The organism is Hafnia sp. HMSC23F03, assembly GCF_001816025.1.
GTDB classification, from domain to species: Bacteria; Pseudomonadota; Gammaproteobacteria; order Enterobacterales; family Enterobacteriaceae; genus Hafnia; species Hafnia paralvei.
Genome location: NZ_KV824231.1, coordinates 75,682 through 96,794, shown reverse-complemented (window position 1 = coordinate 96,794; position 21,113 = coordinate 75,682). Strand labels below are relative to the sequence as shown.

20 protein-coding genes are annotated in these 21,113 nt (G+C 50.4%); 10 read left to right on the top strand and 10 right to left on the bottom strand.

Annotation, left to right across the window (positions count from 1 at the left end):
- Positions 1-10 precede the first annotated feature (10 nt).
- The 6 genes from kdpE to kdpF form a co-directional block, all read right to left on the bottom strand.
- Complete coding sequence (kdpE, locus tag HMPREF3091_RS12970) at positions 11-700, bottom strand: two-component system response regulator KdpE (RefSeq protein ID WP_004096501.1); 690 nt, start codon at positions 698-700, stop codon at positions 11-13.
- A 10-nt stretch (positions 701-710) separates the two neighbouring features.
- Positions 711-3,401, bottom strand: coding sequence for a two-component system sensor histidine kinase KdpD (gene kdpD / locus HMPREF3091_RS12965; RefSeq protein WP_070716297.1), 2,691 nt, complete (start codon positions 3,399-3,401; stop codon positions 711-713).
- 23 nt (positions 3,402-3,424) lie between these two features.
- On the bottom strand, positions 3,425-4,021 hold the full coding sequence (kdpC, locus tag HMPREF3091_RS12960; protein ID WP_070716296.1) for a potassium-transporting ATPase subunit KdpC: 597 nt from the start codon (positions 4,019-4,021) through the stop codon (positions 3,425-3,427).
- Positions 4,022-4,205: 184 nt separating this feature from the next.
- Positions 4,206-6,272, bottom strand: a complete 2,067-nt coding sequence (kdpB, locus tag HMPREF3091_RS12955) for a potassium-transporting ATPase subunit KdpB (protein WP_004096507.1) — start codon at positions 6,270-6,272, stop codon at positions 4,206-4,208.
- Between the two features lie 11 nt (positions 6,273-6,283).
- The gene (gene kdpA / locus HMPREF3091_RS12950; RefSeq protein WP_070716294.1) at positions 6,284-7,972 is read right to left on the bottom strand and encodes a potassium-transporting ATPase subunit KdpA; all 1,689 of its coding nucleotides are present in this window, start codon (positions 7,970-7,972) and stop codon (positions 6,284-6,286) included.
- A complete protein-coding gene (kdpF, locus tag HMPREF3091_RS12945; protein ID WP_020303872.1) occupies positions 7,972-8,061 on the bottom strand; it encodes a K(+)-transporting ATPase subunit F in 90 nt (29 codons plus the stop codon). The genes kdpA and kdpF overlap by 1 nt, the downstream gene beginning before the upstream one ends.
- Before the next feature lie 259 nt (positions 8,062-8,320).
- Between kdpF and HMPREF3091_RS12940 the strand changes: the two genes are divergently transcribed.
- The 6 genes from HMPREF3091_RS12940 (at position 8,321) to HMPREF3091_RS12915 (ending at position 13,696) form a co-directional block, all read left to right on the top strand.
- Complete coding sequence (locus HMPREF3091_RS12940) at positions 8,321-8,818, top strand: hypothetical protein (RefSeq protein ID WP_070716293.1); 498 nt, start codon at positions 8,321-8,323, stop codon at positions 8,816-8,818.
- Positions 8,819-9,069: 251 nt separating this feature from the next.
- A complete protein-coding gene (locus HMPREF3091_RS12935) occupies positions 9,070-9,270 on the top strand; it encodes a YbfA family protein (RefSeq protein WP_004096533.1) in 201 nt (66 codons plus the stop codon).
- Between the two features lie 200 nt (positions 9,271-9,470).
- Positions 9,471-10,418 carry a YbgA family protein gene (locus HMPREF3091_RS12930; RefSeq protein WP_004096538.1) on the top strand — a complete coding sequence of 316 codons (948 nt, stop codon included), beginning with the start codon at positions 9,471-9,473 and terminating at the stop codon, positions 10,416-10,418.
- Between the two features lie 54 nt (positions 10,419-10,472).
- On the top strand, positions 10,473-11,903 hold the full coding sequence (gene phrB / locus HMPREF3091_RS12925) for a deoxyribodipyrimidine photo-lyase (RefSeq protein WP_070716290.1): 1,431 nt from the start codon (positions 10,473-10,475) through the stop codon (positions 11,901-11,903).
- 34 nt (positions 11,904-11,937) lie between these two features.
- On the top strand, positions 11,938-12,921 hold the full coding sequence (locus HMPREF3091_RS12920; protein WP_070716289.1) for a 3',5'-cyclic-nucleotide phosphodiesterase: 984 nt from the start codon (positions 11,938-11,940) through the stop codon (positions 12,919-12,921).
- Between the two features lie 31 nt (positions 12,922-12,952).
- On the top strand, positions 12,953-13,696 hold the full coding sequence (locus tag HMPREF3091_RS12915; protein ID WP_004096548.1) for a type 2 GTP cyclohydrolase I: 744 nt from the start codon (positions 12,953-12,955) through the stop codon (positions 13,694-13,696).
- 57 nt (positions 13,697-13,753) lie between these two features.
- Here the strand turns inward: HMPREF3091_RS12915 and HMPREF3091_RS12910 are convergent, their stop codons facing one another.
- From HMPREF3091_RS12910 to xapA, 4 genes are all read right to left on the bottom strand, one after another.
- Positions 13,754-14,089: a zinc ribbon domain-containing protein YjdM gene (locus HMPREF3091_RS12910; RefSeq protein ID WP_004096550.1), complete on the bottom strand. Its 336-nt coding sequence runs from the start codon at positions 14,087-14,089 to the stop codon at positions 13,754-13,756.
- Positions 14,090-14,328: 239 nt separating this feature from the next.
- Positions 14,329-15,264: a LysR family transcriptional regulator gene (locus HMPREF3091_RS12905; protein ID WP_070716285.1), complete on the bottom strand. Its 936-nt coding sequence runs from the start codon at positions 15,262-15,264 to the stop codon at positions 14,329-14,331.
- A gap of 117 nt (positions 15,265-15,381) precedes the next feature.
- Positions 15,382-16,605: an MFS transporter TsgA gene (gene tsgA, locus HMPREF3091_RS12900; protein WP_070716284.1), complete on the bottom strand. Its 1,224-nt coding sequence runs from the start codon at positions 16,603-16,605 to the stop codon at positions 15,382-15,384.
- Between the two features lie 195 nt (positions 16,606-16,800).
- Complete coding sequence (xapA, locus tag HMPREF3091_RS12895; protein ID WP_070716282.1) at positions 16,801-17,637, bottom strand: xanthosine phosphorylase; 837 nt, start codon at positions 17,635-17,637, stop codon at positions 16,801-16,803.
- A gap of 299 nt (positions 17,638-17,936) precedes the next feature.
- On the opposite strand from xapA, the gene pxpB reads away from it, so the two are divergent.
- From pxpB to nei, 4 genes are all read left to right on the top strand, one after another.
- Entirely contained in the window at positions 17,937-18,593 is a 657-nt protein-coding gene (pxpB, locus tag HMPREF3091_RS12890; RefSeq protein ID WP_070716280.1) for a 5-oxoprolinase subunit PxpB, read from the top strand.
- A complete protein-coding gene (gene pxpC / locus HMPREF3091_RS12885) occupies positions 18,587-19,516 on the top strand; it encodes a 5-oxoprolinase subunit PxpC (protein ID WP_004096574.1) in 930 nt (309 codons plus the stop codon). The genes pxpB and pxpC overlap by 7 nt, the downstream gene beginning before the upstream one ends.
- Positions 19,509-20,243, top strand: coding sequence for a 5-oxoprolinase subunit PxpA (gene pxpA, locus HMPREF3091_RS12880; RefSeq protein ID WP_004096576.1), 735 nt, complete (start codon positions 19,509-19,511; stop codon positions 20,241-20,243). Before pxpC ends, pxpA begins: the two co-directional genes overlap by 8 nt.
- 69 nt (positions 20,244-20,312) lie before the next feature.
- Positions 20,313-21,104: an endonuclease VIII gene (nei, locus tag HMPREF3091_RS12875; RefSeq protein ID WP_070716278.1), complete on the top strand. Its 792-nt coding sequence runs from the start codon at positions 20,313-20,315 to the stop codon at positions 21,102-21,104.
- Positions 21,105-21,113: the final 9 nt, after the last annotated feature.

Below are 21,113 nucleotides of genomic sequence, written 5' to 3'. Positions count from 1 at the left end.
ATAAATGCGGCTACAGCATAAATCGATAGCCGACGCCGGTTTCGGTGAGTAAATGTTTAGGGCGGGCAGGCTCGGCTTCCAGTTTTTGCCGTAAATGCCCCATATAAATACGCAGATAGTGGCTATGTTCCACATAATTGGGCCCCCACACCGTGCTTAACAACTGGCGCTGAGTCAGTACCTTTCCGGCGTTTGCGATAAGCTCGGTAAGCAGACGAAATTCAATTGGTGTGAGATGCAAATCCTCTCCGGCGCGGGTTACGCGCCGGTTAATCAAATCCACTTCAATATCTGAGAATTGAATGAGTGGACTCTCCTGATTTTGTTGCGCGTGACGGCGCAGCGAAACTCGTACCCGGGCCAGTAGTTCAGCGACGCCAAAGGGTTTACTGAGATAGTCATCTGCACCGGCATCCAACGCCAGCACTTTGTCAGACTCTTCGGCGCGGGCGGAAAGCACGATGACCGGAATTGAGCTCCACTGGCGCAAGTCTCGGATAAAATCGAGACCGTCACCATCCGGCAGCCCCAGATCAAGAATGATTAAATCCGGCTTTCTGGTGCCCGCTTCTATCAAACCACGTTGTAGGGTATCCGCGTCAAAAACGCGCCAGCCCTCATTCTCCAATGCGGATCGGACAAAACGACGGATCTCTTTTTCATCTTCAACGATGAGGATATTTATCGGAGTCTGATTCACGTTATCTCTTTTAAAACTCTTCTTCGATAGCGGGGGGAGCCTCAAGCGGTAATGTGAAATGGAAACATGCACCGCCTTGCGCAATATTTTCTGCCCATATTTTCCCGCCGTGTACTTCTATAATGGCACGACAGATGGCTAATCCCAAGCCGACGCCGGGAATTGCTGATTCTTTATCACCTCGGGTGAATTTATTGAAGATAAGCTGGAGCTGTTCCGAGGGGATACCTGCGCCACGATCTTCAATTTCGACTTCGAGCCAATGCTCGCTGGCTTGCGCGCGGATGGTTAATGGCGACTCCATTCCGGCATATTTACCGGCGTTTTCCAGCAGATTCTGGATGACGCGTTCAATCAGGTTACCATCACAGTTAACGAGTGGCAGATCGGCCGGCAAATCAATGTTCAGCGGATGCGAACTTAACATGGGCTCAAGCGTATTAACGGCGCTACCGACGATTTCCTCCAGCGATTGCCACTCTTTGCGCAGGCTAAATCCGCCCGATTGGATGCGTGCCATATCCAACAGATTATTCACCAAACGGGTGGTGTTGAGTATTTGCTGGCGTATTTGGTTGGCCTGTTGCGCGTGAGGGGATTTCTCGGCAGCGAGATCTAAGGTCAGAATCTCTGCCTGTCCAAACAGGACGGTGAGCGGCGTACGTAAATCGTGCGATAGCGCAGCCAATAATGAGTTGCGTAGCTGCTCTCGCTCGGTGTCCAGACGTGCGCTGGCCGCTGTTTGTGCCAGATGCAAACGCTCAAGTGCGCTGGCAATCATCACCGCATAGGTTTGCAGCAATCGCTGTTGTTCAGGCACCATCAACTGACGCAGATTGATGGGTTCAATGGCCAGAACGCCAAAAGCTTGCTGTGCTGTGCTCAGAGGCAGTAGCTGGTAGGGGACACCAGGAAGCGTATCGGTGCCTGCCCCCGCAGGCTGTTGTTTGTCAAAGCACCAGTGAGCGATGGCGAAATCAACACCAGCAACGCCTTCCTGTGGTGGCGTGACTTGCACGAGCGGGGTGTCATCACTGGGAATGAGTACGGATGTCCGAGCGTTAAAACTGCTATTAAGGAAGTAGCTCCCACTACGAGCAATATCTTCATTGGTGATAGCATTGCTGAGTGCTTTCGACAGTTCGTACATATGGCGAGCGCGCAGCTCACGGTAGCGGGCAACGCGTGCCTGATAGCGAACGCCTGCGGTTAGATTACCGATCACGATCCCGACCGTTAACATGACGCCGAAGGTAACCAAATACTGCACATCGCTAACCGCAAACGACCACTGTGGCATGACAAAGAACAGGTCAAAACTAGCGACGCTAACCACAGCAGAAAGTACTGATGGCCAACGACCATAAAATAACGCCACGACAACCACGCCCAGCAAATAGACCATTACGATATTGGCCTGATCAAAGCTTGGGAAAATGATCTTCGCGAGTAAGGTTATAAGCGCGCATAGCGCGACAGCGACGAGGCAGCCACGAATTTGTACTCGCCATTTTTCACTGAATGGGCGTGCGTCTTGCTCTTTGCTGGTGGTTCGCGGTTTATCTTCTACGGCAACGATGATTAAATCTAAATCGGGCCCCAGCTTAGCCAGACGGTCAGCAAAGCTTTCATGCCACCACCAGCGCCACTCCTTTTTATTGCGGCGGCCAATAATGATTTTCCCCAGATTATGTTCACGTGCGTAACGCAGAATTGCTTTTTCTTCGTTGGGATCGGATAGGGTGGTGGTTTCTGCGCCAAGTTCTTGTGCAAGCTTAACGCTACGCAATATAGCGCGCCGTTGATTTTCCGGCAGCCGATGTAGGCGCGGTGTTTCCACGTAAACCGCATGCCAGATACAGCCAAGCCGAGCGGCTAGCCTTGATGCAGTTCTCACTAATTTATCGTTATCAACATGATGTCCGATGCATAACAGAATGGCATCACGAGTGTGCCAAACTCGCTCTTTATCTTGGCTACTGCGAAATTCACGCATCTGTTCATCGACGCGGTCTGCGGTGCGGCGCAGTGCCAATTCACGCAGCGCAATGAGATTGCCTTTGCGGAAAAAATGTTCGATGGCGCGTTCGGCCTGACCGGGAATGTAGACTTTGCCTTCATTTAGACGCTGGCGTAAATCGTCGGGGGGCAAATCGACCAGAACAATTTCACTCGCGTCATCGAAAATACGGTCAGGGACGGTTTCGCGCACACGAATACCGGTGACGGAACCCACGATATCATTCAGGCTCTCTAAGTGCTGAACGTTAACCGTGGTCAGCACGTCAATGCCCGCGTCCAACAGTTCTTCGACATCTTGCCATCGTTTAGGATGGCGAGAACCCGCGGCATTGCTGTGTGCAAGCTCATCCATCAGGATGAGCGCAGGATGGCGGGCAAGCGCCTGATCGAGAGCAAACTCTCGAACCTGACGTCCGCGATGATGAATACGTTTGAGCGGTAGAACTTCTAAGCCGTCAAGCTGAGCCGCCGTTTCTGAGCGTCCGTGAGTTTCCACTACGCCAACCAATACATCGAGCCCTTGGGCGCGTAAACGCTGCGCTTCTTGTAGCATGGCGTAGGTTTTACCCACGCCAGCACAGGCGCCGAAAAAGACTTTCAGCTTGCCGCGAGGTTTCTCACACACCTGAGCCAATAAAGCATCAGGGTCAGGGCGGCGTAGTTCTTCATCATCTACCATGTGATTCTCTTTTTACTTGCGGCTTACGATGGGTTGCCAGTGGTATTGTGGGGTAATAACGCATCCAGCGCCATATTCAGTTCCAGCACGTTCACAACCGGTTGGCCAATGAAATTCGGCATGCTGCGTTTGGTATTCACAGTAATTAATTTTTCAACGCTGGCTAATGGCAGATCTCGCGCTTTAGCTACGCGCTCTGCTTGATAATAGGCGGCCAGTGGAGAGATATGTGGATCTAAACCGCTGCCTGAGCTGGTCATGAGATCGACAGGAATAGAGGCTGGTGCTAGAGGATCAGCCTGACGCAACAATGCTGCACGTGCTTGCAGGTTTTTATCCAACAGTGGATTAGATGCTGCCAGATTACTGCCGCCAGAGGACTGTGGATTGTACGCGGTGTCAGCGGTGGCTGATGGACGCCCCCAAAAATATTTCGCTTGGGTAAAGTTTTGCCCAATCAAGCGGGAACCGACGGCAACGCCTTCGTGTTCAATCACGGAGCCGTTAGCCTGCGAATTGAACATCACCTGAGCCAAACCGGTAGTCAGCAACGGATAAGCGAGCCCGGTGATTGCGGTTAAAATCAACATCATCATGATGGATGGACGTAGTAGAGACATTATTGATTCCTTAACATTATAGACTTTGCTAAAACAGCCTTAGAGCGTAATCGCGCTTTCTGAAGTCTGATTTTAGGGGGAAGTACATCGATGAGGTCGCGGTGGCAACGCCGCCTGAGTACCCCTCGGTGTGAAATCCCCGTGTATCTTGATTTGTTAAACGCTTAGCATCAGCGAGTCTGTATTAAGCTAAACCGCAGACGGTTAGCAGCATGTCTATCAGCTTGATGCCGATGAATGGCACCAGTAATCCACCCGCACCGTAAACCCACAGGTTACGGCGCAGCAGGGCGCTAGCGCTGAGGGGTTTATAGCTCACACCTTTAAGCGCCAGCGGGATCAGGAATACGATGATCAGGGCGTTGAAAATAACCGCTGACATAATCGCAGACGCTGGCGATGTTAAATGCATAACGTTAAGTGCATTTAACTGTGGATAGGTAGCCGCGAACGCTGCCGGAATAATGGCAAAATACTTCGCTACGTCGTTGGCAATACTGAATGTGGTCAGTGAGCCACGCGTCATCAGCATTTGTTTACCGATATGCACCACTTCAATCAGTTTGGTTGGGTTGGAGTCCAAATCAACCATGTTGCCGGCTTCTTTAGCCGCCTGAGTCCCTGAGTTCATTGCCACCGCAACATCAGCCTGTGCCAGCGCTGGCGCATCGTTGGTGCCGTCGCCGGTCATGGCGACCAAACGTCCCTCAGCTTGATACTGGCGGATGAGGGCTAATTTGGCTTCGGGAGTGGCTTCGGCCAAGAAGTCATCGACGCCCGCCTCCGCAGCGATAGCCGCGGCGGTTAAACGGTTATCACCGGTGATCATCACCGTTTTGATCCCCATACGGCGCAGTTCAGAGAAGCGCTCTTTGATACCGCCTTTCACAATATCTTTCAGCGCGACTACGCCGAGAATGCGGCCATCTTCAGCCACCACCAGCGGCGTACCGCCGGTGCGAGCCACGCTTTCTACGCGTTCATCAACGGCGCGTGGGAACTGCCCCTGATTGGATTCTACGTGGCGGCGAATAGCATCAACCGAGCCTTTGCGGATCATTCTTCCCTGAACGTTTACGCCGCTCATGCGGGTTTGCGCAGAGAAGGGCACAAAGGTGGCGCCCAGTGCATGTAAATCGCGCTCACGTAAGTTAAAGCGTTGCTTGGCCAGAACGACGATGCTGCGGCCTTCAGGCGTTTCATCGGCCAGAGAGGCCAACTGTGCTGCACTGGCGAGCTCTTCTTCGCTTACACCGGGTACCGGTAGAAATTCGGTGGCTTGACGGTTACCCAGCGTAATCGTGCCGGTTTTGTCCAGCAGCAACACATCCACGTCACCGGCGGCTTCTACCGCACGCCCACTGGTGGCGATGACGTTAGCGCCTAGCATTCGGCTCATACCTGCCACGCCAATGGCTGATAGCAATCCGCCGATGGTGGTTGGAATTAAGCAGACTAGCAGCGCCACCAATACGGTGATCGTCACAGGAACGCCAACCTGACTCGCTTCGGCGCTAAATAGGGAGAACGGATACAGCGTCGCGGTAGCCAGCAAGAACACCAACGTTAAAGCAATCAATAAAATGGTGAGCGCTATTTCGTTAGGAGTTTTACGGCGTTTTGCGCCTTCAACCATCGCAATCATGCGATCTAGGAATGTCTCTCCTGGATTAACCGTGCATTGGATCACCAGCCAGTCAGATAGGATGCGTGTACCGCCTGTCACAGAGGAGAAGTCACCGCCGGATTCGCGGATAACAGGCGCAGACTCACCGGTGATGGCGCTTTCATCGACCGATGCCCCTCCTTCAATCACTTCGCCATCGCATGGAATGGTGTCACCTGCTTCAACCAACACAATGTCGCCTTTGCGCAACGAATCGGCAGAAACCTTTTCCTGCGCAGCGTCGTGTTCGCTAGAAGCCAACTTTTTCGCCCAACTGGTTTTTTTTACACCTTTCAAGCTTTCGGCCTGAGCTTTGCTGCGGCCTTCAGCCAGTGCTTCGGCAAAGTTGGCAAACAGCACGGTAAACCAAAGCCAAATAGCCACGCTGCCGGTAAAGGCGGCACTGCCTTCGCTTTGCCCAATAAGAATAGAGAGCCAGATGATGGTGGTGAGAATGCTGCCCAAATACACCACAAACATCACCGGATTGCGCCACTGAATGCGTGGATCTAATTTTTTAAAGGCATCTTTGATAGCGGTACGGACCAGTTTTGGTTCGAACAACGCGCGTTGTTTACGAGTCATTATTTTATCTCTCAACGTGTTAACCAAACTTGCAGGTGTTCAGCCACCGGACCTAACGCCAGAGCCGGGATAAACGTCAGTGCGCCGACCAGCAAAATTGTTCCTACCAACAAACCGATGAACAGTGCTCCCTGTGTGGGAAGCGTTCCGTTACCTGCCGGCTGGCGCTTTTTCGCTACCAGAGAACCTGCGATTGCCATAACTGGAATGATGACGCCAAAGCGACCCAAGAACATGGCAATGGCTAACAGTACGTTGTAGAACGGTGTGTTGACGCTTAACCCAGCAAAAGCACTACCGTTGTTGTTGGCGGCAGAGGAGAGTGCGTAAAGCACCTCGCTAAACCCGTGCGCGCCGGGGTTGAGAATGCCAGCCCGTCCTGCATCGGTCATCAATGCCACCGCGCTACCTATCAGCACTAGCGCAGGTGTGACCAAAATGGCAGCCGCGGTCATCTTCATATCGAAAACTTCGATTTTTTTACCCAGGTATTCCGGTGTACGGCCAATCATCAAACCCGCAATAAAGACGGTCAGGAGAACGAACAAAAGCATGCCATAAAGGCCTGAGCCGACGCCGCCAAAGACGACTTCACCGATCTGCATTAGCCACATTGGCACCATGCCACCGAGAGCGGTAAAGGAGTCGTGCATAGCATTAACTGCGCCGCACGAAGCTGCCGTGGTGACTACCGAATACATCGCGGTTGCCAAAATACCGAAGCGAGTCTCTTTACCTTCCATATTGAAGTTGCTGTCTGCACCTAAGGCTGATAAGTGCGGATTCCCTTGCAATTCGGCGTACATCACGACGATCACGGCAACGACAAAAATCAGGCTCATGGCCCAAAGCAGCGTATGGCCTTGGCGGTTTTCACCCACACTCTGTCCAAATGCAAAGCAGAGCGCTGCTGGTATTAAGAAAATGGCCAGCATCTGAACCATATTGCTGAGTGCAGTGGGGTTTTCGAATGGATGAGATGAGTTAGAGCCAAAGAAACCGCCACCGTTGGTGCCGATCAGTTTTATGGCCTCTTGTGAGGCAACCGGTCCCATAGGCAGTAACTGGGTGCTTCCCTCAAGCGTGTGGACTGTTAGGTAGCCGTGCAGGTTTTGCAGTACGCCTTGGCTGACAAAAAATAACGCAACAATGATAGAGATTGGCAGCAGCACATAAACAGTGATGCGGAATATATCAACCCAAGCATTGCCTAGCGTTGTCGCTGAATGACGCGCGAAACCACGGATAAGGGCAAATACAACGGCAATCCCTGTCGCAGCGGAAAGAAAGTTTTGTACGCTTAAACCGGCCATTTGGCTAAAGTAGCTGAGTGTGTTTTCGCCGCTGTATGCTTGCCAGTTAGTGTTGGTGACGAAGCTCACGGCGGTATTCAGCGCTAGGTCCCAAGAGAGCCCTTGCATGTGCTGTGGATTCAGTGGTAGTACGCCTTGTGTCATCAACAGAATAAACAGAACGAATAGGCCGAGCAGGTTAAACGCCATGACGGCTAACAGATACTGTAACCACGTCATTTCTTGCGGAAGGATCCCGCAGCAGCGCCATAGGCCATTTTCGAAACGGCGCATCGCAACAAAAGGTTCGCCATCAATCAAACGCGCTAACAGGCGTCCCAAAGGCAGCGCCAAGGCAAAAAGCACCACAAGAAACACGGCGATGAGCAGAAACGCAGAAGCAGCCATTAGAACTCCTCCGCGTTAAACAGTGCGTAGATTAGATAGGCCAGCAGCAATACAACGAGTATGGCGCAGGCGATCACCCCGATATTCATACAACCTCTCCCAAGGCATTTTTGATACTGCTTAGCCTAGATAATCAAGTAAATAAATAACGTAAAAAGGGCGGGGCGGGGTGTAAAAAAAGTATAAAAATGATGAAAAAACAGTCTGTATCTGGGCGTTTTGCAAGCGCACTGTAATCAGAAAAAATGAGTGGAATGCTTTTCGCAAATTTCACGATAGTCAGTGGAACGCCTTTTTTCCGCGCATTATGGTGACGTCAGCCCGTTTGAGACCTAAAGGAGATAAGTCATGCTGGCGGTTTATCAGATACATACTTTTTTATATGCGTTACTACAGCAGGCGCAAATTGCGCTTCAACAGCAGGAAATTCAGAAATTTATTTGTACCTCATCTCATTCTACAGCCCAGCAGTTGATGTTAGACAGAGCGCCTACGCCGCAATTGCTTTCGGCATTACTGTTTAATCGCCAGATGAATCGGCTGAAAGCCAATGAAAGTGAGCAAGCGGCGCTGGTTTGGAAAACGCTATGCTTGCCATTAAGGCAGTTTCCAAGTTCAGGCCGACTTTTACTTAATGAAAAAACCAATGAGCCTGAGCTGAAAAGAAGGTTAACGCATTTAGCTGTGGGGTTAGGGGGAGCAGAGCTTAGGGTATTAAGAGGCTTTTCATGGTTGGTTCTGTATTTATTTAATGGGTATGAAGTGTGCCTGTTGTGCTTGATAGAATCGTCACTGTTCAGCGAAGAAGTGCTGGATGCCTATTTTTCTCAGTTTTTGTTAATTTAATGTATCCATAAAATAACTAATGTTAAGTTAATATTTAACCATGTGGTAACAAAATTACACGAGGTAACAATGAAGGCGAAAAAAACATCAAATATAGTGGTCGGATGAGTAGTAAACTTTCAGCGATTGAGGTAATATTTTGTTCAGATTACAGGCTAGCCTGTTTACGAAACATTTTAATTTATAACGTTCGCTGCTTTTGTTTGCTTCACCTTCCTTCAGGGAAACAGCTACGTTTTAAGGAGGAGTATATGTACCAACAGTATTCATTATCTCGAATTCTCCTGCGTCGTTGTGGAGTGGTTATTGCCGGTGTTTTGGCTCTTCCGGTCATGTTATTCCGTAGCGATCGCGCACGTTTTTACAGCTACCTACACCGTGTCTGGTCAAAAACCAGCGACAAACCAGTCTGGCTGGCGCAGTCTGAGCAGGTAACGGCTGATTTTTATTAATTACAGCTAGGTCAGCTTCTAACGTGAAAAAACCACCTCATCGTAGGTGGTTTTTTGTTATCTGGGATCGACAAAAGACTTTCTCTGTTTGGTTTAGCGTTGATTGTTCATATCCCTACTTTTCCTTGGTGTAATTCATCTCTGCTAGCGCCTACACTGAAAGAGCACAATCCATAAAACATTGATAACAGAGGTGCGCGATGTCAGAAAAAATTCCAGTAGGTGTGAGCGCCTGTTTACTCGGTGAGAATGTTCGCTTCGATGGTGGGCATAAACGCCTGCCTTTTGCGGTTGATGAACTTGCGCCGTTTGTACGCTTCGAAGCGATCTGCCCTGAGATGGCAATAGGTTTACCTTCGCCAAGACCCACTCTGCGTTTGATTAAACAGGGAGAGGATGTGGCTTTGGTCAACAGCCGTGATGGGGAAGGGGATGTGACGCAGAAAATGCGTGAGTTTTCAAAGCAGAAAGTGGCCAGCCTTGAGCATCTGTGTGGATATATCGTGTGTGCTAAATCACCAAGCTGTGGCATGGAGCGAGTTAAGGTTTACACCGAGCACGATGCGCGTAAAAGCGGGGTGGGGATCTTTACGCAGCAATTGATGGAACGGCTGCCGTGGCTACCGGTGGAAGAGGATGGGCGACTCTACGATCCCGATTTGCGTGAGAATTTTGTCGAGCGTATTTATGCCCTGCATGAGTTCAACCAGCTTTGGCAACAAGGGCTAACGCGCGGGGCTCTGGTTGCCTTCCACAGCCGTTATAAACTCTCGTTGCTGGCGCATTCACAGCCTGAATATCGTGAGCTGGGGCGTTTTGTTGCAGCCATGGAGCAGTGGGCGTCTTTAGACGAATATGCGTATGAATACCGTAACCGCTTTATGGCGTTGCTGAAGCACAAAGCTTCGCGCCGCAACCATACCAACGTTTTACAACACGTTCAGGGTTACTTCCGTCGCCAGCTTACCAGCAGCCAGCGACAGGAGCTGGCTGATTTAATCCTGCGTTATCGTCAAGGTACTCAGCCCTTATTAGCGCCGATTACGCTTCTGCGTCACTATCTGAATGAATATCCTGACAGCTACCTTGCGGGGCAGCGTTATTTTGATCCGTATCCTGAAGTGCTGCGTCTGCGTTACGGGCATTAGGCTTATCTCAATGCTGCACGGATTATTTTGGATACACACCGGCAAGGAAACGTAATGACTACCACACATGTTGTCTGGTTTCGTAATGATTTGAGGATAACCGATAACCGAGCTCTGCATGCGGCCTGCCAAAATCCGCAGGCTAAGGTGATTGCCGTGTATATCGCAACGCCTGAACAGTGGAAGCAGCATGATATGGCGCCGCGTCAGGCGGCGTTTATTCATCAGAATCTGCAGTGTTTGGTACATGCGCTCGCAGGGAAAAATATTCCGCTGTTTTATCATCAGTCTACTGACTTCACCGCCAGCGCTAAATGGTTGGTCGATTTCTGCCAAAAAAACGAAGCGACCGATCTATTTTACAACCGCCAGTATGAGCTTAATGAGCGGCGTCGCGATGATGCAGTGGCTGAGCTGTTAGCAGGAACCTGTGGGATTCACTCATTTGATGATGCTTTATTACTTCCGCCGGGTAGCGTTGTGACCGGTAGCGGAGAGATGTACAAAGTATTTACTCCCTTTCGTAACGCTTTTTTGCAACGTTTGACTCATTCGGATATGCGATCTTTACCTGCGCCGAAAACAAGAGATCAAGCCTGTGAAATGAGTGAAATCAAGCCGTTTGATTATCCCCAGCAGGACCTAGATTCTGTGCTATTTCCAACTGGGGAAGAGGCGGCGTTACAGCGACTGCGTGTTTTTTGTCGCGAGCATGTTCAAGATTACGCCCAGCAGCGAGATATTCCGGCTGTTGATGGAACCAGTGTTCTTTCCCCCTATCTAGCCGTTGGTGTTTTGTCACCGCGTCAGTGCTTGAATCGTTTGTTAGCCGAGTGCCCAGATACGTTGGAAGATAGAGAGAGCGGTGCTTTTGTTTGGCTCAATGAATTGGTTTGGCGAGAGTTTTATCGTCATTTATTGGTTGCTTATCCAAAGTTGTGCCGTCATAAGCCGTTTATCGCGTGGACCGATCATGTCCGTTGGGGCGGTGATATTGAACACTTGACGGCGTGGCAACAGGGAAAAACGGGTTATCCGATTGTGGATGCCGCCATGCGGCAATTGAATCATACCGGCTGGATGCATAACCGTCTGCGCATGATTGTGGCCAGTTTTTTGGTTAAGGATCTGTTGATTAATTGGCGAGCTGGTGAGTGTTATTTTATGTCGCAGTTGATAGACGGCGATCTGGCGGCCAACAATGGTGGATGGCAATGGGCCGCTTCGTCGGGAACGGATGCCGCACCTTATTTTCGCATTTTTAACCCCACGACTCAGGGGGAGCGCTTTGATAAAAAAGGCGATTTCATCCGTCGCTGGATCCCTGAGTTAGCGGATGTGCCAGACAGTGATATCCATCACCCGCATCAATGGGCGATGAAACAATGCCGCGTGTTAGACTACCCTCAACCGCTGGTGGATCACGCTCTGGCGCGTAAGCAGACTCTTCAGGCTTTTGAGGACGCTAAGCGGCGCGCAGGCTGATATTTCCAGCTTCACTGCAAGGAGCATATACCACATGCGAAAGACACTGATAGCGGTGTTGCTAGCGGGTTATTCCGCATTTACCTGGGCTGGTTTTGACGTTGTCGCCTTGGGAACTCAAGGGGGAGCGTCTGGCGATAACTTAACGTCTTACCTTATTCGCACTGATGGCGATGCGCGTTATATTGCATTGGACGCAGGCAGCGTGCTCACTGGCATTGCTAAGGGCGTTGAGAAAGGCAGTTTCCCTGATGTCACGGCGGAAAAAGCGGCTCCGCTCACTCCGCAGGGCTACGTTTTCCGTGAGCAGATTAATGCTTATTTCATAAGCCATCCGCATCTCGATCATGTGTCTGGTTTAGTTCTTGGCTCCCCAGATGACAAGAAAAAAACGGTTTATAGCTTAGCCGATAGTGCCAATACGCTGCATAACCACTATTTTAACTGGAAAAGTTGGCCAAACTTTAGTGATTCGGGCAACGGTGAGCGATTAGGAACCTATCGTATTAATGCACCGCGTGTGGGGCAGATATTTACGCTAGGGACTACGTCGATGCGGGGCGTCATCTATCCGCTAAGCCATGATGGAACCGTATCATCGATGCTGCTCATTCATTCACCTCGTGGTGAATCGTTCGCTTATTTTGGTGATACCGGTGCGGATGCTCAGGAGAAGTCTAAAAACCTTGATGCTGTTTGGCGGGTTTTAGGACCACGGATTCAGCAAAAATCCCTCAAGGGCATGATTATCGAAACCTCTTACGATAATCAGCAGCCTGACAACAAACTCTTTGGGCATTTAACGCCTAAGCTGCTGCTTTCTGAGCTGACGAATCTTGAGAAATACAGCGGTGGAGAAGGTGCACTCAAAGGTTTTCCCGTCGTGGTTAGCCATATAAAATCCACGATGGTGGCGGGGAGAGATCCACAGGCGCTGATTCAACAACAGCTGAGCGAAGGAAATTCGCTCGGGGTTAATTTTATCTTTATGCAACAAGGCGATAAAGCTGAGTTCTAATTCTTTAATCAAATATTCGTGAATAGACGTTATGAACAATATTGAACTGGAAAAATTGCTCGATCGGCATCTGAGCGCCAATGAGTTCCGTGATTATGCACCTAACGGTTTACAGGTTGAGGGCCGTCAGGAGATCAAGAAAGTGGTCACCGGAGTAACGGCCTGTCAGGCGTTGCTAGATGCGGCCGTTGCGGAACAGGCCGATGCCATTTTAGTGCATCACGGTTATTTCTGGAAAAATGATGCCCCAACGGTGCGCGGTATGCGCCGTCATCGTTTGAAAACGCTGTTAATCAACGATATCAATCTGTATGGCTATCATCTGCCGTTGGATGCACATCCGGAGCTGGGAAATAACGCTCAGCTGGCGCGGGTGATGAAAATCAAACCGCTAGGCTTGATCGATCCGTTGCTGCCCTATGGCGAATTTGAACAACCAATGAGCGCTGGTGAAGTCATTGGTCGCTTGGAGCGTAAGCTCCAGCACAGCGTATTGCACAGCGGTGATAATGCTCCGCAGGAGATCCGTCGCGTTGCTTGGTGTACCGGTGGGGGGCAGAGCTATATCGAACAGGCGGCTGAGTTTGGCGTAGATGCCTTTATCAGCGGTGAGGTTTCAGAGAAAACCATTCATATTGCGCGTGAAATGGGGCTGCATTTCTTTGCGGCAGGTCATCATGCGACCGAGCGTGGCGGAATTCGTGCATTAGGTGAGTGGTTAGCGACCGAACATGGGCTAGACGTGAAGTTTATCGATATTCCTAACCCCGCGTAAATCGGCGGGAGGATGCTCCGTTGCTGCTGACGCCCATGAGCAGCAACGGAGACGATTTTAGTTCTTTTTAACGAACTCAGATTTCAGCTTCATTTGACCGAAACCATCGATTTTGCAATCGATGTTATGGTCACCTTCAACCAAACGGATGTTCTTCACTTTGGTGCCGATTTTCAGCATAGAAGAACTGCCTTTCACTTTTAGATCTTTGATAACGGTGACGGAGTCGCCATCAACCAGCAGGTTGCCGTTAGCATCCTTTACGACAAGCTCATCGCTTTCCTCTGCGGGAGCGCTGTCATTCCACTCATAGGCACACTCAGGGCAGATGTACATATCGTTGTCCTGGTAGGTGTATTCAGAGTTGCACTTCGGGCAGCTTGGTAATTGCATGATAATGTCGCCTTAAACAAAAATTAAAAAATGCAGCACTGCTATCGTGATGATTGATCCCCAAACTTATTGGCGTTTCTTAAGCCACGTAGGGAGCTAGCAGGAGGTCCGCAGGGCGGATCTGCAAAGCGCGCGATCATACAACTTTTGACCAGTATCGAAAATGATTTATGTTAAAAAGATCGCGATTAGGTGCTTTCTTATAACGTAAATATAGCATCCTGCGCAGTTTATGGTCGCTATTCGGTAATTTTGCCTAGTGCTTGTAAAAATGCATGAGCGATGGGGGACTGGTGCTCCCGATGATAAAGCGCGTAGAGATCTGCGGGAATTTGCTGATTAAGCGGCATAAACTTGACGCCTGGCCAGTGAATCAGTGAGCAGGTTTCGGGCAGCAAAGCGATGCCAAGTCCTGCGCTGACCAAGGCCAGTACTGTCTGCGGTTCCATCGCCTGCTGAGCGATCAGCGGGTAGAACCCTGCTTGCACGCAATAATCGTAAAGTTGCTGGGCAAAATCGCTGTGACTGAACGAAAGGGAAATAAAAGGGCGCTCGGCGAGTTGCATCAGATCGAGGCTTTCAAACTGGCATAACGGATCGTGTTCTAGCAGAGCCACCATCACCGATTCACGAGAGATATGTTGATAGCTGATGTTCGGCGTCGATTGAATCGCTACGTTGCGATTGATGCCAATATCGATCGTGTACTGCATGATTTGTTCAATTTGGCGCTGTTGTGGAAGTTCGTGCAGCGTCCATGTCGCGTGTGGGTAGTCAACGCGGAATGCTTTCAAGGCGGGCAGTAGCGCTCCCCACAGTGCGGTGCCGATAATGCCGATGTTTAAATGCTGGTTTTCATTTCGTCCTATCTGGCGGACATAGTTTAGTGAGGTTTCGGTAGCACTCAGAATGCGATCGACCTCGGTTTTAAGCACCCGTCCTGCATGGGTTAATGCGACTTTTCTGCTGTTGCGCTCAAGGAGTTTGATCTCAAGAATATCCTCTAACTCTTTGATCTGAGTACTGAGCGGCGGCTGAGATATATTGAGCTGTGCGGCTGCGCGACCAAAATGCAGTTCATCGGCGAGCACTTGAAAATAACGCAGCATCCGCAGGCTGATGCGGCCATTGCTATGCACGTTACTGGCAAGCTGAGCGATTGGGGTATTGGGCATCACGAGCCTGAGTAGATAAAAGGAGGATAGCCGCATAATGCAGATAGCGGCAAAGGGAGTCAATCTGCAAGCCAATAATACCTCCCCTCGATGTTAAGGGGAGGCTAGATCTTAATGTTATAGGCTACCGCTGGCAGATTCTATCGCCTTAGTCTGAGCGATTTTTTCTGCTCGGCTGCATGCCATCGCGGCGAGTAGCGCTATGAGCAGCAGTGCATAAGAGATTGCCGCAGTGCCCAGTGCCCAATGAAGTCCGTGGTAAGAATTCATTAGTGAAGATACGGTTGCAAATAACAATGTGCCCACGGTACCGCAGGTCAGTAGCGCAGAGATCAGCGTTGGTGGACTCTGACGAACCTGAAGAGAACCATAGCTCATTAGCCCTGAGAAAAGCCCCGAGTTAAAGAAGCCAAACACACCACATGCCACCATAATCAATTGGGTATTTGCGCTGGTCGTGATGACTAAAATTGATGCCATGCCAACAACCGTACACGCTAGCAGGAAAGTGCGTAGCTTCATGAGCTTGACCGTGAACTGATTCACAAACAGTCCTGTTGCTTTCGCCCACCAGTAACATGCAGTAAACAATGCTGCGTCTTGTTGTGTCATGTGGAAGCGATCTTGCAGGTAGGTTGGTGTCCACATGGTGAAAATCGGCTCAGCCAATAAGAAAGCAAAGAGCGCAAAACATAATAAATAGACGGCAGGTCCCCATGATTCGGCAGTCGCTTTCGTGTGCTGATTCGAGGTTTCTACTGGGGCTTCAGTGGTTGGGAAACGACTGCGCAGGGTGATGGATAACATCAGTGCACCAATCGCGCCCATAATGGCATACATGGCTAACCAGTTTGCGCCGAGCTTAAACACCCATGCTAAAACGATGGAGAGCGTCGCGCCTGCTAAACTGAAGAAAAAATCAGTAAAAATCAGGCTGGAGGAGCGTTTCTTTTCTTCGGGATTGATGCGTACAACCAGATAGCTACCGATGGTCATAAACACACCACCGCACGCCCCGATAAGCGTGACTGCAACGCTGAAGACGGTCAGCGTTGGGCTTATGAATAACAATATGCTGACAAGAATGGTGATAACCGACGCCACGATGAGCGGTTTTTGCAGTCCCCATTTCTTCATCAGAATGCCGCCAAGCATAATTGGCAGGAACATCCCGAGATTCATCAGAGTAAATACTTGGCCAATGAAACTGTAGTCTTTATGAAATGCGTCGCACAGTGGGCCTAGTACGATGCCGAGCGTCGAAACCAGCGCACCGACAAAGTAGTAACTGAGGTAAGAAATCGCGTTCATATTCACGCGAGAGAAAGATGACTCTGTCATAGCGAAACTCCACATAGAGAGCAAATGATACGGGCTTATGCTGTAACATTTTCGTTGAAGCTCGATTTACGGTGAATGGTAGGGATGGGCCATAGCCGCTTTAGCCGCCAGAACGCCTAACCCTATGCCAATCACCGTGTCTCTCGATCTCTTAAACGAGGGTATTACGCTTATACTGCCCGCTATTTATCTGTATTAATTAGCGTAACTCGCGACGAAAGTACCGATCAGGCGAACAAAATCGTCTGTCACCATCGCCGCGCATTTCAGCGTTTGTTCATGAGATAGCTCGACGTCGCTGAGGCCTTCAGCCATATTGGTGATGGCGGAAACGGCCAGCACTTTCAGTCCACAATGGCGAGCGGCAATTACTTCCGGTACCACTGACATTCCAACCACGTCGCCGCCAATCATCTGCATCATGCGGATTTCAGCGGCGGTTTCGAAGTTAGGTCCTGGATAGGAAACAAATACGCCTTCGTGAAGTTTGAGATCCAAGGAAGACGCCGTCTGGTGTAGACGACCGCGTAGCTCAGCGTCATACGCATTGGCTAGGCTGAAGAACCGCGGGCCAAAGCGTTCATCGTTTGGCCCCACCAGCGGTGTGGATGGCATCGTGTTAATGTGATCGTTCAGTGCGACCAAGCTGCCCGCTGGAATTCCCGTGTTCAATGAACCCGCAGCGTTAGTGCAGAACAGAAACTCGCAGCCTAAGAGTTTAAAGGTGCGAACCGCTGGGGTCATGATGCCCATGCCTTTGCCTTCGTAAAAATGGCCGCGTCCTTTCATACAAACTACGTCTACGCCGTTGATAGAGCCTAAAACGAGTTCACCAGCATGGCCGACGACGGTGCTCACCGGAAAACCGGGCAGGTCTTGATACGAAATGGCGGTTTTGTTGTCGAGCTGGTCGGCAAATACGCCTAAGCCGGAGCCGAGGATCAGTGCGATACGTGGCTGAAAGTTCGGCTTGGCTGCGCGGATGATTTCGGCGGCGTGAAAGGGAAAATTGTCACAATGAGAGAAAGACATAATCGACTCCAAGAGGAAAGGTATGCCCGCATTGTGTGTATGGCTTCGATTGGCAATCCAATTTTAAAAATGCTTTGATTGATATGAAAATCGTATTGATCGCAATTTAGCGTAATTTATATTTCAGATTCAGAGGATTGTGAGTGCGGGCGGTATGAAGCAAAGTTTTTTGTTGCCAAATCAAATTGCTGTTCTGTGATCTGAATCTCACTGGCTCACTCATTGACGACAGTGCTGTCTTTGCGCATAAGTTAACGTAGTCGTTGATAATTTGGGGTTACGTCCATAGGGAGGCTGTCTTGCAAAAAGCACGGTGTTATCTGTTAGGTGAACGCGCGGCGGTGTTAGAACTTGAGCCACCATTATCGTTAGAAAGCCAGAAGCGTATTTGGTCATTAGCAACTCGGCTGCGTGAATATCCCAACGTGTCAGAAGTGATTCCCGGAATGAACAATATTACGCTGCTGCTCTCTGTGCCGGAGACTGAGCCTGTTGAGGTTTTAGATAAACTGCAACAGTGGTGGGAAGAGAGCGAGTCCGTACAGCCAGAAGTGCGTCATATTGATATTCCAGTCATCTATGGCGGCGCAGAAGGGCCTGATTTGGAAGAGGTCGCGCTGTTTCACGGACTCACCGAGCGCCAAGTGGTTGAGCTACATAGCAGTGCAGAATATGTGGTGTATTTCCTCGGATTTCAGCCCGGCTTTGGCTACCTTGGCGGTTTGCCTGAAGCCTTACACACCGCGAGAAGAGCGGTGCCGCGAGTGAAGGTTCCGCAGGGATCGGTGGGTATCGGCGGTAGCCATACTGGCGTTTATCCTCTGGCCTCGCCGGGGGGATGGCAGATTATCGGCAATACGCCACTGGCGTTATTTGATCCCCATGCATCACCTTCGACGTTATTACGTCCCGGCGATAGCGTGCGCTTTGTCCCGCAAAAGGAGGGAGTATGCTGAACATTATTCGCGCTGGATTACAAACAACGGTGCAGGATCAGGGGCGTAACGGTTTACGTGGGCAGGGCGTTAGCTTGGGTGGCGCGCTTGATGCTCCTGCGCTATACGCCGCTAACTTATTGGTGGGAAATAGAGGCACTGATGCGGGGCTTGAAGTCACTCTCGGCGAGTGCACGGTAGAATTCACCCGTGATGGTTGGATGGCGTTAACAGGGGCAGGATGCGACGCGTATTTGGATAAACAGCGTATATGGACGGGATGGAACTACCCGGTTCGCGCGGGGCAGCGTTTAGTCTTGCATCGCCCGAAGCGTGGAATGCGCAGCTATCTTGCGGTGAGTGGCGGTATTGATGTGCCCAAGGTGCTCGGTTCGCGGAGTACCGATCTGACCGGTGGTTTTGGTGGCTTAGACGGGCGAAAGCTGAAAGATGGCGATGTTTTGCCGCTTGGCGAGGTACGGCATGTTCCGCAAAAATCGCAGGGTATTAAACAATTGCTGTTCAATAACTATATCCGCGTGCTGCCTGGTCCTGAATATCAAGAGTTTAGTCCAGAAGAGCAGGAGTTTTTCTGGCGTACGCCGTGGCACCTTAGTCCTCAGAGTAACCGCATGGGGTATCGCTTAAACGGCCATTCGCTCAGGCGTAATAGTTCACGTGAAATGTTTGCGCATGGGCTGTTACCGGGTGTGATTCAGGTTCCACACGGTGGCCAGCCGATAGTATTAATGGCCGATGCCCAGACAACCGGTGGTTATCCGCGTATTGCCTGCGTGATCGAGGCAGATCTCTATCATCTCGCCCAAATCCGTTTGGGAGAACCGATCCATTTCATTCGCTGTACGCTGGCCGAAGCACAGCAGGCCTATAAAGAGCAAAAAATCTATCTGCGTCAGCTTGAGAGAGGATTGCAGGGTGATTGATCTCAATGCTGATTTGGGGGAAGGCGGTGCCAACGATTACGCTCTGTTAACGTTGGTGAGCTCAGCAAATATCGCCTGTGGATATCATGCTGGCGATGATGCCACTATGCATCAATCCGTACTCTGGGCTAAAGAGTTGGGTGTCGCGGTGGGGGCGCATCCGAGTTTTCTCGATCGGGCTAACTTTGGTCGGCGTCGGCAGACGTTGTCCCCAGACGAGGTCTATCAACTGGTGACGGAGCAACTGCACGCGCTAAACCGCCATTGCCTTGCGCTAGAGGTTCGGTTACGGCACGTCAAGCCGCATGGCATGCTTTATAATCAGGCGGCTGTCGAACCTCAACTGGCTTACGCGATTGCCCACGCAGTGTTTGATTTTGATCCTGCTTTGCGTTTGGTTGGGTTAGCGGGCAGTGAGATGATCCGCGCCGGAAAGTTATTGGGGCTGACCACGTGGCAGGAAGTTTTTGCCGATCGTAACTATCAAGCCGATGGCACTTTGGTACCGCGTAGCCAGCCTGATGCGCTGATTACTGACGATCAGCAGGCGTTACGCCATACTTTGATGATGGTGCAGCACAATCAGGTTATGACGCCGCAAGGTGATAGAGTACCAGTGCAGGCGGATACGGTTTGTTTACACGGTGATAGCGTGCATGCTCTTGCTTTCGCTCAGTTACTTCGCCAGCATTTCTTGCTGCAGGGTATCGAGGTGGGGGCAGGCTGAAGTTTTGACTCCGTAACCAATCGCGCTATTCTGGCAACATGTTGTCGTCTGGTGTAAGAGAGTGGAGCCATGCCTGAAGGGCCAGAAATTCGTCGTGCGGCGGACAAGTTAACGGATGCCGTGGTGGGTAAACCGTTAACCGAAGTGTGGTTCGCATTTCCTCAGTTAAAACATTATCAGCCTCAGTTGATTGGCGAAAAAATCGAAGATATCGAAACGCGGGGTAAAGCGCTGCTGACGCACTTTTCTAATGGTTTAACCATGTATAGTCACAATCAACTGTACGGCGTATGGAAAATTGTTGCTGCTGGAGAAACGCCGAATACGAAGCGCGATCTGCGTGTACGCCTTGAAACTGAGGATCAAGCGATCCTGCTTTATAGCGCCTCTGATATCACCATTGCGCCACGAGAGGAGATTGCTCAGCATCCGTTTTTACAACGCGTTGGGCCCGATGTTCTTGATTTACGCCTGACGGCTGAACAGGTAAAAGAGCGTTTGATGCTGCCGGCATTTCGTCGTCGTCAGTTTGGTGGGTTATTGCTGGATCAGCGCTTCTTGGCGGGGCTAGGTAACTATCTACGCGTTGAGATTTTATGGGATGCCGAATTAGCGCCGACCCATAATGCTCAATCATTGCGTCCTGAACAGTTGGAGCATTTGTCTCATGCTTTGCTGGATATTCCACGTCTTTCTTATAACACGCGTGGAACCATGGATGATGATGTACATCATGGCGCACTTTTTCAGTTCAAGGTGTTTCACCGCGCCGGTGAACCTTGTTTGCGCTGCGGGCAGATGATTGAAAAAACAATGATATCTTCGCGGCCATTTTATTGGTGCCCGAATTGTCAGCGTTAGAATTGATAT